This is a genomic window from Sphingomonas sp. 35-24ZXX, from assembly GCF_000786215.1.
Classification (GTDB): domain Bacteria; phylum Pseudomonadota; class Alphaproteobacteria; order Sphingomonadales; family Sphingomonadaceae; genus Blastomonas.
The window spans coordinates 209,473-225,838 of the sequence record NZ_JROG01000003.1 but is presented as its reverse complement, the minus strand read 5'-3'; the positions used below and the strand labels follow the sequence as shown (position 1 = coordinate 225,838).

18 protein-coding genes are annotated in these 16,366 nt (G+C 62.5%); all 18 read right to left on the bottom strand.

The window, feature by feature from the left end:
* Position 1: 1 nt before the first annotated feature.
* A complete protein-coding gene (gene nuoN / locus LI72_RS03775) occupies positions 2-1,465 on the bottom strand; it encodes an NADH-quinone oxidoreductase subunit NuoN (protein WP_033924544.1) in 1,464 nt (487 codons plus the stop codon).
* A complete protein-coding gene (locus tag LI72_RS03770) occupies positions 1,465-3,006 on the bottom strand; it encodes an NADH-quinone oxidoreductase subunit M (RefSeq protein WP_033924543.1) in 1,542 nt (513 codons plus the stop codon). Before LI72_RS03770 ends, nuoN begins: the two co-directional genes overlap by 1 nt.
* Before the next feature lies 1 nt (position 3,007).
* Positions 3,008-5,005, bottom strand: coding sequence for an NADH-quinone oxidoreductase subunit L (nuoL, locus tag LI72_RS03765; RefSeq protein WP_033924542.1), 1,998 nt, complete (start codon positions 5,003-5,005; stop codon positions 3,008-3,010).
* 5 nt (positions 5,006-5,010) lie between these two features.
* Positions 5,011-5,316, bottom strand: a complete 306-nt coding sequence (nuoK, locus tag LI72_RS03760) for an NADH-quinone oxidoreductase subunit NuoK (RefSeq protein WP_033924541.1) — start codon at positions 5,314-5,316, stop codon at positions 5,011-5,013.
* Positions 5,313-5,927 carry an NADH-quinone oxidoreductase subunit J gene (locus tag LI72_RS03755; RefSeq protein WP_033924540.1) on the bottom strand — a complete coding sequence of 205 codons (615 nt, stop codon included), beginning with the start codon at positions 5,925-5,927 and terminating at the stop codon, positions 5,313-5,315. Before LI72_RS03755 ends, nuoK begins: the two co-directional genes overlap by 4 nt.
* 107 nt (positions 5,928-6,034) lie before the next feature.
* The gene (gene nuoI / locus LI72_RS03750; protein WP_033924539.1) at positions 6,035-6,514 is read right to left on the bottom strand and encodes an NADH-quinone oxidoreductase subunit NuoI; all 480 of its coding nucleotides are present in this window, start codon (positions 6,512-6,514) and stop codon (positions 6,035-6,037) included.
* A 5-nt stretch (positions 6,515-6,519) separates the two neighbouring features.
* Positions 6,520-7,563 (bottom strand): NADH-quinone oxidoreductase subunit NuoH, encoded by a 1,044-nt coding sequence (gene nuoH / locus LI72_RS03745; protein ID WP_033924538.1) that lies wholly within the window; start codon positions 7,561-7,563, stop codon positions 6,520-6,522.
* A complete protein-coding gene (gene nuoG, locus LI72_RS03740; protein WP_033924537.1) occupies positions 7,560-9,578 on the bottom strand; it encodes an NADH-quinone oxidoreductase subunit NuoG in 2,019 nt (672 codons plus the stop codon). The genes nuoH and nuoG overlap by 4 nt, the downstream gene beginning before the upstream one ends.
* Positions 9,571-10,197, bottom strand: a complete 627-nt coding sequence (locus tag LI72_RS03735) for a hypothetical protein (RefSeq protein WP_156139474.1) — start codon at positions 10,195-10,197, stop codon at positions 9,571-9,573. Before LI72_RS03735 ends, nuoG begins: the two co-directional genes overlap by 8 nt.
* 6 nt (positions 10,198-10,203) lie before the next feature.
* A complete protein-coding gene (locus LI72_RS03730) occupies positions 10,204-10,839 on the bottom strand; it encodes a hypothetical protein (RefSeq protein WP_156139473.1) in 636 nt (211 codons plus the stop codon).
* Positions 10,836-12,137 carry an NADH-quinone oxidoreductase subunit NuoF gene (gene nuoF / locus LI72_RS03725; protein WP_033924534.1) on the bottom strand — a complete coding sequence of 434 codons (1,302 nt, stop codon included), beginning with the start codon at positions 12,135-12,137 and terminating at the stop codon, positions 10,836-10,838. Before nuoF ends, LI72_RS03730 begins: the two co-directional genes overlap by 4 nt.
* Positions 12,134-12,304 (bottom strand): hypothetical protein, encoded by a 171-nt coding sequence (locus LI72_RS20260; protein WP_197051805.1) that lies wholly within the window; start codon positions 12,302-12,304, stop codon positions 12,134-12,136. The genes nuoF and LI72_RS20260 overlap by 4 nt, the downstream gene beginning before the upstream one ends.
* Complete coding sequence (gene nuoE, locus LI72_RS03720) at positions 12,304-12,972, bottom strand: NADH-quinone oxidoreductase subunit NuoE (RefSeq protein ID WP_033924533.1); 669 nt, start codon at positions 12,970-12,972, stop codon at positions 12,304-12,306. Before nuoE ends, LI72_RS20260 begins: the two co-directional genes overlap by 1 nt.
* Entirely contained in the window at positions 12,972-13,277 is a 306-nt protein-coding gene (locus LI72_RS03715; protein ID WP_033925255.1) for a nuclear transport factor 2 family protein, read from the bottom strand. Before LI72_RS03715 ends, nuoE begins: the two co-directional genes overlap by 1 nt.
* Positions 13,278-13,303: 26 nt before the next feature.
* Positions 13,304-14,518 (bottom strand): NADH-quinone oxidoreductase subunit D, encoded by a 1,215-nt coding sequence (locus LI72_RS03710; RefSeq protein ID WP_052129621.1) that lies wholly within the window; start codon positions 14,516-14,518, stop codon positions 13,304-13,306.
* 20 nt (positions 14,519-14,538) lie between these two features.
* A complete protein-coding gene (locus LI72_RS03705; protein ID WP_033924532.1) occupies positions 14,539-15,303 on the bottom strand; it encodes an NADH-quinone oxidoreductase subunit C in 765 nt (254 codons plus the stop codon).
* A 52-nt stretch (positions 15,304-15,355) separates the two neighbouring features.
* Entirely contained in the window at positions 15,356-15,931 is a 576-nt protein-coding gene (locus LI72_RS03700) for a NuoB/complex I 20 kDa subunit family protein (RefSeq protein ID WP_081984607.1), read from the bottom strand.
* Complete coding sequence (ndhC, locus tag LI72_RS03695) at positions 15,922-16,287, bottom strand: NADH-quinone oxidoreductase subunit A (protein ID WP_033924531.1); 366 nt, start codon at positions 16,285-16,287, stop codon at positions 15,922-15,924. The genes LI72_RS03700 and ndhC overlap by 10 nt, the downstream gene beginning before the upstream one ends.
* Positions 16,288-16,366: the final 79 nt, after the last annotated feature.

Below are 16,366 nucleotides of genomic sequence, written 5' to 3'. Positions count from 1 at the left end.
ATCAGGCTGCCCAGAACAGTGCCTTGGCGGCACCCGCCGTGACAGGGCTGAGCGCCAGCGTCGCGAAATAGCCCAGCGGCGACACGAACAGCGCGGTCATCGCGACCAGCACCATGCGCGCCGGTGAATCGCTGGCGGCGATCGCATCGGCAGGTTCATCGAAGTACATGACCTTGATGACCTTGAGATAATAGAACGCGCCGATCACCGAAGCCGCGATACCGATTGCGGCGAGCGGGATCAGACCGGCAGCCACGGCTGCGTCAAACACCACGAACTTGCCCCAGAAGCCGAACAGCGGCGGAATGCCGGCCAGGCTGAACATGAAAACGGCCAGCGCGGCAGCGAGACCAGGGCGGGTGCGCGACAGACCGGCCAGCTTGCCAATGTCCTCGACCGGCTGACCATCGCGATCGTTGAGATCGAGCACACAGACAAAGCTGCCCAGCGTCATCGCGACATAGATCACCAGATAGGTGAGCATCGCCGATGCCGCCTCGGGCGTGCCGCATGCCAGGCCAATCAGCATGAAGCCAACGTTGTTGATCGACGAATAGGCGAGCAGCCGCTTGATGTTGGTCTGCCCGATGGCGCCCGCAGCGCCCAATATGATCGAGGCCAGCGCCACGAAGATCACGATCTGCTGCCACACGTCCTGCTGGCCGCCGAACGCTTCGATCGCAACGCGCATCGTCAGCGCCAGCGCGGCCACCTTGGGCGCAGTGGCGAAGAAGGTTGTCACCGGGGTCGGCGCGCCCTCATAAACGTCGGGCGTCCACATGTGGAACGGCACGGCGCTGATCTTGAACGCGAGACCCGAGAGCACGAACACGATGCCGAACAGCGCGCCGGTCGAAACTCCGTCGGTGAACGCGGTCTGGATGCCGATGAAGCTGGTCGTTCCGGTAAATCCGTAAAGCAGCGACATGCCGAACAGCAGGATTCCGCTCGCCAGCGCGCCCAGCACGAAATACTTGAGACCCGCCTCGGCCGAACGATCGTCGGTGCGCAGGAAGCTTGCCAGCACATAAGCGGCCAGGCTCTGCATCTCGAGGCCGATGTACAGCGTCAGCAGGTCGACAGCCGAGACCATCAGCCCCATGCCGATCGTCGCGAACAGGATCAGGATCGGATATTCGGGGCGCATCATGTTGCCGCGCGCAAAGAACTTGGGCGCCACGATGATGCAGCCGATTGCCGAGAGGAACACCAGCACCTTCGACAATGAAGCGAACTGATCCATCCGGTACTGGCCGTAGAAAGCATCGGCACCTTCGGAGAAGGCCGGGTCAAACAGGAAGTTGAGCGCCAGCGCCAGCGCGCCGAACAGCGCGGTGACGGTCAGGATGCTGACCAGACGCGACGACTGCACGCCGCCCCAGGCCGCGATCAGCAGCAGGACGAGGCTGGAGACGCTGAGGACGATCTCGGGCGAGGCCAGCTGGAACCAGAGCGCGTAATTCATCAATGATGGCCTTTTTCAGCATGGGCAGCGGGGACGAGCGCAGGAACCGCACCCATCTTCACCTGAGCATCGCCTGTCGGCTTGACCGAGGCGAGCCGCGCTTCAAGCGCGCCCACATCCTTGCGCATCGGCGCCAGGAAGCTTTCGGGATAGACGCCCATCCACAGCACGACGAGCGCGATGGGCAGCAGCAGCGCGATCTCGCGCTTGTTGAGATCGGGCATCGCCGCGACGTCATCAGACTTGATCACGCCATAGGCGACGCGGCGATAGAGATAGAGCATGTACGCCGCGCCGAGGATGATGCCGGTGGTCGACACGATCGCGACCCAGCTCGATACCTCGTAGACGCCGACCAGCGAAAGGAACTCGCCGACAAAGCCGCTGGTGCCCGGCAGGCCGATCGAGGCCATAGTGAACAGCAGGAACAGCAGCGCATAGCGCGGCATGTTGATCGACAGACCGCCGTAGCGATCGATCTCGCGGGTGTGCAGCCGGTCGTAGATCACGCCGACGCACAGGAACAAGGCGCCCGAGACCAGACCGTGGCTGAGCATGACGATCAGCGCACCTTCGAGCCCCTGGCGGTTGAACGCGAACAGGCCCACGGTGACGATCGCCATATGCGCGACCGACGAATAGGCGATCAGCTTCTTCATGTCACTCTGCACCAGCGCGATCAGCGAGGTGTAGACCACCGCGACCATCGACAGCGCGAATACCAGCCAGATGTAGTCGACCGAGGCGACGGGGAACATCGGCAGCGAGAAGCGGATGAAGCCATAGCCACCCATCTTGAGCAGCACGCCTGCCAGGATAACCGACCCTGCGGTGGGTGCCTGCACGTGCGCGTCGGGCAGCCAGGTGTGCACCGGCCACATCGGCATCTTGACCGCGAAGCTTGCGAAGAATGCCAGCCACAGCCAGGCCTGCGCCTCGACCGGGAAGTCATAGGCCATCAGCGTGGGAATGTCGGACGTGCCCGCCTCGTTCACCATCCAGAACATCGCGATCAGCATCAGCACCGATCCGAGCAGGGTGTAGAGGAAGAACTTGTACGACGCGTAGATGCGGTTCGCACCGCCCCAGATGCCGATGATCAGGTACATCGGGATCAGGCCTGCCTCGAAGAAGATGTAGAACAGGAAGATGTCCTGCGCGGCGAAGACGCCGATCATCAGCACTTCCATCAGCAGGAACGCGGCCATGTATTCGCCGACGCGGGTCTGGATCGCTTCCCAGCTCGCGCCGATGCAGATCGGCATCAGGAAGACCGAGAGCATGATCAGCATCAGCGCGATGCCATCGATGCCCAGCGCCCAGCTGAAGCGGTCGAACAATGCGGCACGCTCGACAAACTGCCACTGCGCACCGCCGATGTCGAAGTTCATCCACAGCACGATGCCCAGCGCCAGATCGGCCAGAGTGGCGATCAACGCGAGCCAGCGCGCGGCGTTGGCGCTGACGAACAGGCACGCAATGGCAGCCGCCATCGGGATGGCGAGCATCAGCGACAGGATAGGAAAGCCCAGATCGTTCATGTCAGCGCACCATCAGCCAGGTGAGTGCGGCCACAAGGCCAAGCAGCATCACCAGAGCGTAACTATAAAGGAAACCAGATTGCAGCTTCACCGCCATGCGGCTGCCCGAGGCGACCAGGACTGCGGCACCATCGGGACCAAAACGATTGATCGTCCCTTCGTCACCGACCTTCCAGAAGAAGCGGCCGAGCGCCATGGAAGGCTTGACGAAGATGTGGTTGTACAGCTCGTCGAAGTACCACTTGTTGAGGAAGAACTTGTAGAGCGGCGACAGCGCGCCTGCGACCTTGGCCGGCAGGCTCTTGTTCACCAGATACATCAGGATCGCGGTCAGCAGGCCGATCAGCATCGCAACGGTCGACGCCAGCTTCACCCATAGCGGAACCTCGTGCATTTCGTGCATCAGGTGCGCGTTGAAGAAAAGGCTGCCGTTCCAGAACGCCGCCCCATGCTCGGCATCGATGAACGCGTGGTGGAACACGAAACCGGCTGCGACTGCACCGATGGTCAGAACGCCCAGCGGGATCAGCATCGGCAAAGGACTTTCGTGCGGGTGATAGCCGCCGGTGGTATCCGCGCCAGCCTGCTCGGGCGTTTTGTGGACGCTGTGCTGGATATGCTCGGACTGGATCCAACGCGGCGTACCGAAGAACGTCAGGAAGATCAGGCGCCAGCTGTAGAAGCTGGTCAGCAGCGCTGCGAACACACCGATGGTGAAGGCGAACTGGCCGACCTGCGTGCCGCTGGCAAACGCCGCCTCGATGATGCCGTCCTTCGAATAGAAGCCGGCAAAGCCAGCGACGCCGACGATACCAACGCCGGTGATCGCGAGCGTACCCGCCATCATCGCCCAGAAGGTCAGCGGGATGTGCTTCCGCAGGCCGCCGTAATAGCGCATGTCCTGTTCGTGATGCATTGCATGGATCACCGAGCCTGCACCCAGGAACAGCAGGGCCTTGAAGAAGGCGTGCGTGAACAGGTGGAACATCGCCGCGCCATAGGCACCAACGCCGGCAGCAAAAAACATGTAGCCCAGCTGCGAGCAGGTCGAATAGGCGATGACACGCTTGATGTCGGTCTGCACCAGGCCGACGGTGGCCGCGAACAGCGCGGTGCACGCGCCCACAACGGTCACAACGGTCAGTGCAGTCGGGCTTGCTTCGAACATCGGCGACAGGCGGCACACCATGAACACGCCGGCTGTCACCATCGTCGCGGCATGGATCAGCGCCGACACCGGGGTCGGGCCTTCCATGGCATCGGGAAGCCAGGTGTGCAGGCCGAGCTGCGCCGACTTGCCCATCGCGCCGATGAACAGCAGCAGGCACAGCACGGTCATCAGGTCGAAGCGGTTGCCGAGGAAGCCGATCGTCGCACCCTGCATGCCGGGAGCTGCTTCCAGGATCGCGGGGATCGAGACGGTACCGAACACCAAGAAGGTGCCGAAAATGCCCATCATGAAGCCCAGGTCACCGACGCGGTTGACGACGAACGCCTTGATCGCGGCCGCATTGGCACTGGGCTTTCGGAACCAGAAGCCGATCAGCAGGTACGAGGCGAGGCCCACACCTTCCCAGCCGAAGAACATCTGGACGAGGTTATCGGCGGTCACAAGCATCAGCATGGCAAAGGTGAAGAGCGACAGATAGGCAAAGAAGCGCGGCTGATCCGGATCCTCGTCCATATAGCCCCAGCTGTACAGATGGACGAGCGCCGAGACCGAGGTCACGACGACCAGCATCACCGCGGTCAGCGTATCGACGCGCAGAGCCCAGTCGAACTGCAGATCACCCGAGCGCAGCCACGAGAGGACCGGCACGACATATTCTGTGCTCGAACCATTGAGGAAACCGATGAATATCGGCCAGCTGAGGCCGCAGGCTGCGAACAGCGCGGCAGTGGTCACCAGCTTGGCAGGGACATTGCCGATGATCCGGTTGCCCAGGCCTGCAATGATCGCTGCCAGAAGCGGCAGAAACACGATGAGGGTAATGGTCATGTGCTTCAACCCTTCATCTGGTTTATATCGTCAACCGCGATCGTGCCGCGGCCGCGGAAGTAGATGACGAGGATCGCAAGCCCGACGGCGGCTTCGCCCGCTGCAACGGTCAGCACGAACATCGCGAAAATCTGTCCGACCATGTCGCCCAGGAAAACGCTGAATGCGACAAGGTTGATGTTCACCGCCAGCAGGATGAGTTCGATGGCCATCAGGATGATGATCACGTTCTTGCGATTGAGAAAGATGCCCAACACGCCCATCACGAACAGGATGGAGCTGACCACGAGATAATGCTCGATACCGATCACAGTTCGACCCCTTGTCCGACGGCGGGCTGCGTGTTGCGCGTCGCCTCTTCAGGGCGGCGACGCACCTGCGAGGCGATGTTCTGCGGGCGGACGCCGGCGCGCTTGCGATGCGTCAGCACGATTGCGCCGACCATGGCCACCAGCAGCACGATGCCGGCGCTTTCGAACAGGAAGATGTAGCGCGTGTAGAGCAGCTCGCCCACCGCCTGAATGTTGCTCGCGCCCATCCGCGCCGGGTTCAGCGCATGCTCGCCAAGCGCGATGTTGCCCGCCTGATAGGCGCCGATGCCGAACACCAGCTCGGCGAGGAACACCGCCGCGAGCGCGAGGCCCAACGGCAGGTTCTTCATGAAGCCGCCGCGCAGTTCGGCAAAATCGATGTCGAGCATCATGACGACGAACAGGAACAGCACTGCGACCGCGCCGACGTAGACGATCACCAGCAGCATCGCGATGAACTCTGCGCCGATCAGCACCATCAGCCCTGCCGCGTTGAAGAACGCGAGGATGAGCCAGAGCACCGAGTGCACCGGGTTCCGGGCCAGGATGGTGAACGCGCCACTGGCGATCACCACCGAGGCGAACAGGTAAAAGGCAAATATCTGGATCAAAGCTTTACAGCCCCCGATGCGCCCAATCGAGCAGGTCTGGTGTCCGGCCCCTGCCCCGCCTCTCCCAGCGGGTCACGAGCCATGCGTGAATCGAATTCGAGTGCGCCTTAACGATAAGGGGCATCGGCTTCAAGGTTGGCGGCAATGGCTCGTTCCCATTTGTCGCCATTCTCTAGCAGCTTGCCCTTGTCGTAGATCAGCTCTTCGCGGGTTTCCGTCGCATATTCGAAGTTCGGCCCCTCGACGATGGCGTCGACCGGGCAGGCTTCCTGACAGAATCCGCAATAGATGCACTTGGTCATGTCGATGTCGTAGCGCGTCGTGCGGCGGCTGCCGTCCTCGCGCGGTTCGGCCTCGATGGTGATCGCCTGCGCGGGGCACACGGCCTCGCACAGCTTGCACGCGATGCAGCGCTCTTCCCCGTTGGGATAACGCCGCAGCGCATGTTCGCCGCGGAAACGCGGGCTCAGCGGGTTCTTCTCGAACGGATAGTTGATCGTCGCCTTGGGCTTGAAGAAATACTTCAAGGTCAGCGCGTGCGCCTTCACGAACTCGAAGAGCGTGAACGCCTTGAGGGTTTGCAACATGTCTATCAGATCCCGTATCTGGTGAGCATCAGGTAACCCGACACCAGGAAAATCCACAGCAGCGAAATCGGCAGGAACACCTTCCAGCCCAGCCGCATCAGCTGGTCATAGCGGTAGCGCGGAACCGTTGCCTTGACCCAGCTGAAGATGAAGAAGAACGCCGAAATCTTGAGGATCAGCCAGAAGATCCCGGGGATCGCATAGAGCGGGGCCCAGTCCACCGGCGGCAGCCAGCCACCCCAGAACAGCACCGCATTGAGCGTGCACATCAGCAGCACGTTGGCATATTCGCCCAGCCAGAACAGCGCGAAGGCCATCGACGAATATTCGGTCTGATAGCCTGCGACCAGCTCGCTCTCCGCCTCGGTCAGGTCGAACGGCGCGCGGGCGGTTTCCGCCAGCGACGAGATCAGGAACATCACTGCCATCGGGAACAGCAGCAGGTTGAAGCCATACCAGTTGACGAAGCCCAGGCCATGTCCGCGCTGCGCCTCGACGATGTCGTTCAAGTTGAAGCTGCCGGTCCACAGCACCACCGAAATGATGATGAAGCCGATCGAGACTTCATACGAGATCATCTGCGCAGCCGCACGCAGCGCCGAGAAGAACGGGTATTTCGAGTTCGACGCCCAGCCCGCGATGACGACACCGTAGACGCCCAGCGAGCTGATCGCGAGGATGTAGAGCAGGCCGACGTTAATGTCCGCCAGCACCATGTCCTGATCGAACGGGATCACCGCCCAAGAGAGCAGCGCCACCGTGAAGGTGATGATCGGCGCAAGCAGGAACAGGCCCTTGTTGGCGCCCGAAGGAATGATCGTTTCCTGCAGGAACACCTTGGCCGCATCGGCAAAGCTCTGCAGGATGCCGAACGGGCCGACGACGTTGGGACCGCGGCGCAGCGCCATGGCGGCCCAGATCTTGCGGTCGAAATAGATCACGATCGCCACCGACAGCATCACCGGCAGCGCGATCAGCAGGATCAGGATGAGGTTGGCGACGAACCAGCCCCAGCCCATGCCGAGCGAGGATTGGAAAAACTCGGTCATTCTGCGGCCTCCAGAATTTCTTCGCCGTGCAGCAGTTCAGCCGAGCAGCGCTGCATCGTCGCAGAGGCGCGGGCGATGGCGTTGGTCAGATAGAAGTCCTTGATCGGATAGCCGACCGGACCCGTGGGGTTCGCTGCTAGCTTGGGCGGTGACCAGTCATAGCTGGCGAGGCCCTCGACACCCAGTGCGGGAACCGAAGCGATCATCGCGGCGCGGCATTCGGCAAAGCTGTCGAACGGCAGCTTGTGGCCCAGCACTTCGGACAGCGCACGCAGGATCGACCAGTCCTCGCGGGCATCGCCCGGCGCGAACACGGCCTTGTCGCTCATCTGCACCCGGCCCTCGACATTGACATAAGTGCCGTTCTTTTCGGCATAAGCCGCCGACGGCAAGATCACGTCGGCAGCCGCCGCGCCCTTGTCGCCATGATGGCCGACGAACACCTTGAAGCTGCCTTCGAACTGGGTGAAATCGACCTCGTCCGCACCAAGCGCGAACAGCAGTTTCGGCTTGGCGGCGACCAGGTCGGCAATGCCACCGGACTGCGCCCAGCCGAGCATCAGTCCGCCCATGCGCGATGCCGCCATGTGCAGGACGTTGAAGCCGTTCCACGCGCCGTCTTCGGTGTCGCGGACCATGTTGAACGTGTCGGCCAGCGCGAGCGCTGCGCCATGCGCACCCTCGACCGCCAGCGCACCGCCACCCAGAATGAGCGCAGGCCGCTTGGCACCCTTGAACGCATCGGCAACCGCAGCGGGCAGGTTGCCCAGCAGCGCCATGTCGTTGCCCAGCCATTCGACCTTGTAGGTCAGATCGATCTCGGCGCCGATGGCGTAGACCTTGGCGCCGTGCTTGATCGCCTTGCGGATGCGGGTGTTGACGAGCGGCGCTTCCCAGCGCGGGTTGGTGCCCACCAGCAGGATCGCGTCGGCGGTCTCGATGCCGTTCAGCGTTGAGTTGAAATTGACCGCAGCGAGGCTGGAGACATCGTATTTCAGGCCGGTCTGACGGCCTTCGATCAGCGTCGAGCCCATTTTCGCGAGCAGTTCGCGCGCGGCGAACATCGTTTCGCAATCGAGCAGATCGCCAGCAACCGCCGCCACGCTCGATCCGGCGTTGACAGCGGCGATCGCTTCGAACGCTTCGCCCCAGCTTGCAGGCACCAGCTTGCCGTCACGGCGAACATAGGGCCGGTCGAGCCGGCGGCGCATCAGGCCGTCGACCGCATAGCGGGTCTTGTCGTGCGCCCATTCCTCGTTGACGTCGTCGTTGACGCGCGGCAGCACGCGCAGCACTTCCCTGCCCCGGCTGTCGAAACGGATGTTGGTGCCGACCGCGTCCATCACGTCGATGCCCAGCGTCTTCTTGAGCTCCCAGGGCCGCGCTTCATAAGCATAAGGCCGCGAGGTCAGCGCGCCGACCGGGCACAGATCGATGACATTGCCCGAAAGCTCGGACGATACCGCCTTTTCGAGATAGCTGGTGATCTGCATGTTCTCGCCGCGACCGACCGCGCCGATCTGCTCGGTTCCGGCAACTTCCTCGGCAAAGCGCACGCAGCGGGTGCAATGGATGCAGCGGGTCATCACCGTCTTGATGATCGGACCCATGTACTTTTCGGTGACCGCGCGCTTGTTCTCGTCATAGCGCGAGCCGCCACGACCATAAGCGACCGACTGGTCCTGCAGATCGCATTCGCCGCCCTGATCGCAGATCGGGCAATCGAGCGGATGGTTGATCAGCAGGAATTCCATCACGCCTTCGCGCGCCTTCTTCACCATGTCGCTGTTGGTGCGGACGTCCTGATTGTCCATGGCAGGCAGCGCGCAGCTCGCCTGCGGCTTGGGCGGTCCGGGCTTCACCTCGACCAGGCACATGCGGCAGTTGCCGGCGATGCTCAGCCGTTCGTGGTAGCAGAAACGCGGAATCTCCTTGCCGGCGGCTTCGCACGCCTGGAGCACGGTCGCGCCCTGGGGGACTTCGACCTCGATCCCGTCTACAGTAAGCTTAGGCATTCTTGTCTCCGCCGCCGGACGCAGCGATCGCCCGGTCATACAATGCAGTGGCGACGTGATTGCGCACGTCGCGGATGTTGATCTGGTAGGCAAAGCCCAGGGGCATGCAGTCCTTCAGTGCCGCATCGAAAGACGTCATGGCCGAGCTTTCCTCCGCCGATCCGTAACCCGTCAGGATCAGGCTGCGAGCCTTGTCGGGCGCGGCTGTAACCAGACACCGCGAATAGGCCATCACGAACTTCCGCCCCGCAGTTTCGGTGGGACGCACGGCAGCCTCTGGCATCAGCTGCTGCGCACTTTGAACCAGGGCCGCGTCGGATTTCAGCACCGCTTCTGCCAGCGCACCACGTGCCTCGCCGGCCTTCATCGAAATGAACATCCGTCCGTTGGTGCACTGGCTCTGGTTGGCCATCAGGGATTTGGCGATCGCATATTCGGCCGGGCTGTCGATTTCGGTCGCCAGCAGCTGCCGGGTCTTTTCCGGATACTGCGCCAGCACGCACGCAGCATAGTCGGCGAGCACCGCCTGCTTGGGCACCGTTGCCGATTTGCTATCATCCGCAGAAGCGGGCGATGCCAGCAGCGCCGTTGCGCCCATCAATGCCAGGAACCGCGACACGATGCCTCAGCCCGCCTTGGCGCGCTTGGCGGCGCGGTACAGCGCTTCGGCCATCAGCGAGCGCGCGGACGCATTGTCCATCGAGCTGAAGCTGGTCTTGGCAATGCACTCGCGCAGGCGGGGCATCAGGGCCGACAGGGCGGCACCTTCATCGCTGCTCTTGGGTGCGGTGCCGATCAGCGTGCGGACCTCTTCCAGGCTGCCATCGGCGGCGCAATCGGCGAAACGTTCCTTCTCGCCCGCTTCATCGGAGCGCACGGCCAGAGCTTCGACATTCGCTGCTGAGTAGTTCGTCCAGAACATCGCTTCGGCCAGGCTGCCACGCACCGACAGGCCGCCGAGCGTGAAATCGCCGGACGGCATGCAATCGAAGCTCGCCTGCGTCAGACGACGCGAAGCCGCGCGCTCTTCCAGGCTCTCCTGGCGCGTATCGAGCAAAGCTTCGACAATCTTGGTGTTGCGCTTGACCGAGCACAGCGCGAACGCCCGCATCCGGTCTGCGCCGCCAACAGACATGCGCTTGAGCGACGCCTTGATCGCATCGTCGGGGACATTCCACCAGCCGGCGCCTGACGCCAGGGCCGGAGCGGTCATCGATACCATGGCCATTGCGGCCAGAGTCGTCTTGGCAATCGTCCTCATTCTGCAGCCTCCATCAACGAAACCGAACCCTGTTTCTCGACGATACGGCGCTCCATCTCGGGGCGGAAATGCTTGATCAGGCCCTGGATCGGCCAGGCCGCAGCATCGCCCAGGGCGCAGATGGTGTGCCCTTCAACCTGCTTGGTGACTTCGTACAATGTATCGATTTCGCTGATGTCGGCATCGCCGGTGCGCATGCGCTCCATGACGCGCCACATCCAGCCGGTGCCCTCGCGGCACGGCGTGCACTGGCCGCAACTTTCATGCTTGTAGAAATAGCTCAAGCGGCTGATCGCCTGAACGATGTCGGTCGACTTGTCCATGACGATGACAGCAGCGGTGCCGAGGCCCGATCCGACCTCCTTGAGGCCGTCGAAATCCATCGGCGCATCGATGATCTGCGCCGCCGGCACCAAAGGCACAGACGAGCCGCCGGGGATCACTGCCAACAGATTGTCCCAGCCGCCGCGAATGCCGCCGCAATGCTTTTCGATCAGTTCGCGGAACGAGATGCTCATCGCTTCCTCGACCACGCAGGGCTTGTCGACATGGCCGCTGATCTGGAAAAGCTTGGTGCCCTTGTTGTTCTCGCGCCCGAAGCTGGCGAACCAGCTTGCGCCGCGCCGCAGGATGGTGGGGACGACAGCGATCGATTCGACGTTGTTCACCGTCGTCGGGCAGCCATAGAGGCCCGCACCTGCCGGAAACGGCGGTTTGAGCCGGGGCTGGCCCTTCTTGCCTTCCAGGCTTTCGATCATCGCGGTTTCTTCACCGCAAATGTAGGCGCCCGCGCCGCGGTGGACGAAGACGTCGAAATCATAGCCGGACTTGGCGGCGTTCTTGCCGATCAGGCCTGCGGCATAGGCTTCGTCAACCGCTGCCTGTAGCACCTCGGCCTCGCGGATATATTCGCCGCGGACATAGATATATGCCGCCCGTGCGCGCATTGCGAAACCGGCGATCAGCGCGCCTTCGATCAGCTTGTGCGGATCGTGACGCAGGATCTCGCGGTCCTTGCAGCTGCCCGGCTCGGATTCGTCGGCGTTGATCACCAGGAAGCTGGGACGGCCGTCCTTCGATTCCTTGGGCATGAAGCTCCACTTCATGCCGGTCGGGAAGCCCGCACCGCCGCGTCCGCGAAGCCCCGAGGCTTTGACTTCCTCGATCAGCTTGTCCTGGCCCCAGGCGATGAGGTCCTTGGTGTTGTCCCAGTCACCACGCGCCTGCGCCGCTTTCAGATTCCAGGGCTGGAACCCGTAAACGTTGGTAAAAATGCGATCCTTGTCAGCGAGACTCACGACCTGTTTCCTCCCGATCGGTCCCGGCTGAAAATGCCGAAACCGCCGAACAAAAAGCCGAGGATAGCCCAGACAACCCAGCCATCCCCATTAACAAACTTGAACACCGCCAGCGCCAGAAAGATGATGCCGATGATGGGCACACCTTTGCGGACTGGCGCATTCATCACCATTCCCCGCGATAATCGTGGTTGGCATCGACCATCGCCTTGAGCGTGGTCGGCCCGCCCTCGGGCTCGCTGGTGTGACGTCCCGGGATCTGCGTCCCCGGCTTGGGGCTCTCGCCCGCCGCCAGCGCTTCCAGAATGCGCGTCGTGCTGTCGTAATCCAGATCTTCGAAATTGTCGTCGTTGATCTGAACCATCGGTGCGCTGGCACAGTTGCCCATGCACTCGACCTCGGTCAGCGTGAACAGGCCATCGGGCGTGGTCTTGCCCTTGACGAGGCCCTTGTTGGCGCAGGCCGCCATGACATTGTCGCTGCCGCGCAGCAGGCACGGCGTGGTGCCGCAGACCTGAACATGGAAGCGGCCCACCGGCGCGAGATTGTACATCGTGTAGAAGCTCGCGACCTCGTAAGCCCGGATATAGGGCATATCGAGCATCACAGCGACATATTCGATCACCGGAACCGGCAGCCAGCCCTGGGTCTGCGTTTCCGCGCCCACCTGGCGCTGCGCGAGATCGAGCAGCGGCATCACCGCGCTGCGCTGACGCCCTTCGGGATAGCGCGCGATGATCGTCTTCGCCTTGGCGAGATTGTCGTCGGTGAACACGAAGGCACCCCAGCGGGCGCGGGTTTCGGTTTCGTCGGGAATGGGGGCTGCATCAGCCATCAGCGGATAAACTCCACGCGCGACACCTTGTCGCCTTCAAAACTGTAAATCGACATCACTTCGAACGGTTCGGCGTCCGGCGAGCGCGAAACCTTCTCGTGCAGCACGACCTTGTCGCCCAACACATGACCCGAAAGGATGTCGGCGCGATTCTGAGGGAATTCCGCGAACATCGCCTTCAGTCCGGCGCGCACGCCTTCCCTGCCCTCGCGCAGCACCACGCCGCGATAGCCCGCTTCGCAGGCATCGTCGGTCATCAGCGCGACATACGCGTCCGCATCCTGCGCGTTGTAATGCGCAATCATCGCTTCGGCGACGGAGAGGTGCACGCTCACCGGTCGCACTCCCCGAACACCACGTCGATTGCCCCGAGGATGGCGGTCGCGTCGGACAGCATGTGGCCGCGCGACATGAAATCCATCGCCTGCAGGTGCGAGAACGCGGTCGGGCGGATCTTGCAGCGGTACGGCTTGTTGGTGCCGTCTGCGACCAGATAGACGCCGAACTCGCCCTTGGGGCTTTCGGTGGCGACATAGACTTCGCCAGCCGGAACGTGGAAGCCTTCGGTGTAGAGCTTGAAGTGATGGATCAGCGCTTCCATCGACTGCTTCATCTCACCGCGCTTGGGCGGCACGATCTTGCGGTCGGCCGACGCGATCGGTCCTTCGGGCATCTCGTTCAGGCACTGGCGCATGATGCGGGCGGACTGACGCACTTCCTCGACGCGCACCATGAAGCGATCGTAGCAATCGCCGCGGGTGCCGACGGGAACGTCGAATTCCATCCGGTCATAGACATCATAAGGCTGCGACTTGCGCAGATCCCAGGGGATGCCGCTGCCCCGGATCATCGGGCCGGAAAAGCCCCAGCGTACTGCATCGTCCTTCGAGACAATGGCGATATCGACATTGCGCTGCTTGAAAATGCGGTTGTCGACCACCAGGCTCATCGCGTCTTCGAACAGCTTGGGGAACGTATCGAGCCAGTCGGCCAGGTCGGTCAGCAGCTTGAGCGGCACGTCCTGATGCACGCCGCCGGGACGGAACCACGCGCTGTGCATGCGCGCACCCGAGGCACGCTCGAAGAAGTTGAGGCAATCTTCGCGAATCTCGAACAGCCACAGGTTCGGCGTCATCGCGCCGACGTCCATCACATGCGCACCCAGGTTCAGCATGTGGTTGCAGATGCGGGTCAGCTCCGCGAACAGCACGCGCAGATACTGCGCACGCAGCGGAACCTCGAGGTTCAGCAGCTTCTCGATCGCCAGCACATAGCTGTATTCCATCGCCAGCGGCGAGCAGTAATCGAGCCGGTCGAAATACGGCAGTGCCTGCAGGTACGTCTTGTACTCGATCAGCTTTTCGGTGCCGCGGTGGAGCAGCCCGACGTGGCAGTCGATCCGCTCGACGATTTCACCGTCGAGTTCCATCACCATGCGCAGCACGCCATGCGCTGCCGGGTGCTGGGGCCCGAAGTTGATCGTGTAGTTCTGGATTTCCAGATCGCCCGAGGTCGAATCCTGTTCGACCAGATCGCTGGCGGTCATGTCGTGAAGTGCGTCGGCGGTCATGCCTTGCCCCCCTTGTTATCAGCCTTGTCGGCAGGCTTTTCAGCCGGAGCCTCGGGGCTGGTCTTGGCCGCCTCCTTGTTGGCATCCTTGCCTGCCCCAGTGTCAGACGGCTTTTCGGTCGTCTTGGGAATATCGGCATGCGGCGGCCCGCCCAGCGATTTCTCGTCGCCCGGCAGAACGTAATCCGCGCCTTCCCAGGGCGAGGTGAAATCGAAGTTGCGGAAGTCCTGTGCGAGCTTCACCGGCTCGTACACCACCCGGCCCTGCTCCTCGGAATAGCGCATCTCGCTATAGCCGGTGAGCGGGAAATCCTTGCGGAAGGGATGGCCGCGGAAGCCATAGTCGGTGAGAATGCGGCGAAGGTCCGGGTTTCCGGCAAAAATCACGCCGTACATGTCGTACACTTCGCGCTCGAGCCAGCCGGCCACCGGCCAGATGTGAGTCACGGTCGGGACCGGAGTGGCCTCATCCGTGGCGCAGGCCACGCGAATGCGGTGATTCCTGGTCAGGCTCAGCAGGCAATAGACGACCTCGAACCGCTCTGCGCGATCGGGATAGTCGACCCCGGCCATTTCCATGAGTTGCTGATAGTCATGCCGGTCGCGCAGCAGGTCGAGCGCCTCTGCCACCGCCTCGCGGCGGACAGTGAAGCAATATTCGCCCTGCGCGAAGCGCGTGGCCAGCAGCCGGTCGCCCAGCGTCGCGGCGACAGCGTCGCCCAGGCCATCAAGAACGGCATAACGTGGTGCCGAATGTCCCATGTGCGTCCCTTAACCGGCCAGCCTCCACAGCCAAGCCTTCACTTCACTTCGTTTAGCGCTCGATCGTGCCGACCCGGCGGATCTTGCGCTGCAACTGCATCACGCCGTAGAGCAGAGCCTCGGCGGTCGGCGGGCATCCGGGGACATAGATGTCCACCGGAACGATGCGGTCGCAACCGCGCACCACCGAATAGCTGTAATGATAATAGCCACCGCCATTGGCGCAGCTGCCCATCGAAATCACATATTTCGGTTCGGACATCTGGTCATAGACGCGGCGAAGCGCCGGGGCCATCTTATTGCACAGCGTGCCTGCGACGATCATCACGTCCGACTGGCGCGGCGAAGCGCGCGGCGCAACGCCGAAGCGCTCCATGTCATAGCGTGGCATGCTGACGTGGATCATCTCGACCGCACAGCAGGCCAGGCCAAAGGTCATCCACCACAACGAACCGGTGCGCGCCCATTGGAACAGCTCTTCGGTCGAGGTGACCAGAAAGCCCTTGTCGGCGACTTCCGCGTTGATGTCGTTGAGAAAGCCGACATCCGGCAGCGTTCCCGTGCCGGGCACGAGGGCTCCGGCAGGCGACGTTGCAAGGCCTGCGGCGGGGTTAGATTCTACTCCCAATCGAGCGCTCCCACTTTCCATGCGTAGACCAGGCCGATGATCAGTTCGAACAGGAACACCATCATTGTTGCCCAGCCCGCCCAGCCGATCTGCTCCAGCGATACTGCCCAGGGGAACAGGAACGCGGCTTCCAGATCGAAGATGATGAACAAAATGGCCACGAGGTAGAACCGCACGTCGAACTGGCTGCGCGAATCCTCGAACGCGGGAAAGCCGCATTCATATTCGCTCAGCTTGGCGACGGTGGGTTTGTGTGCTCCGGTGAGCCGCGACACCCCGATCGGCAGGAAGACAAATGCCACCGACAGGAGCAGTGCGACCGCAAGGAACAGCAAAATCGGCAGATATTCGGCCATGTGCGTATCCCGCTTGTGCGTGTTGCTTGGAGCGGTCTTTAGGCCAGCCCACACGCTATCGCAAGCCGCAACGCCCCCT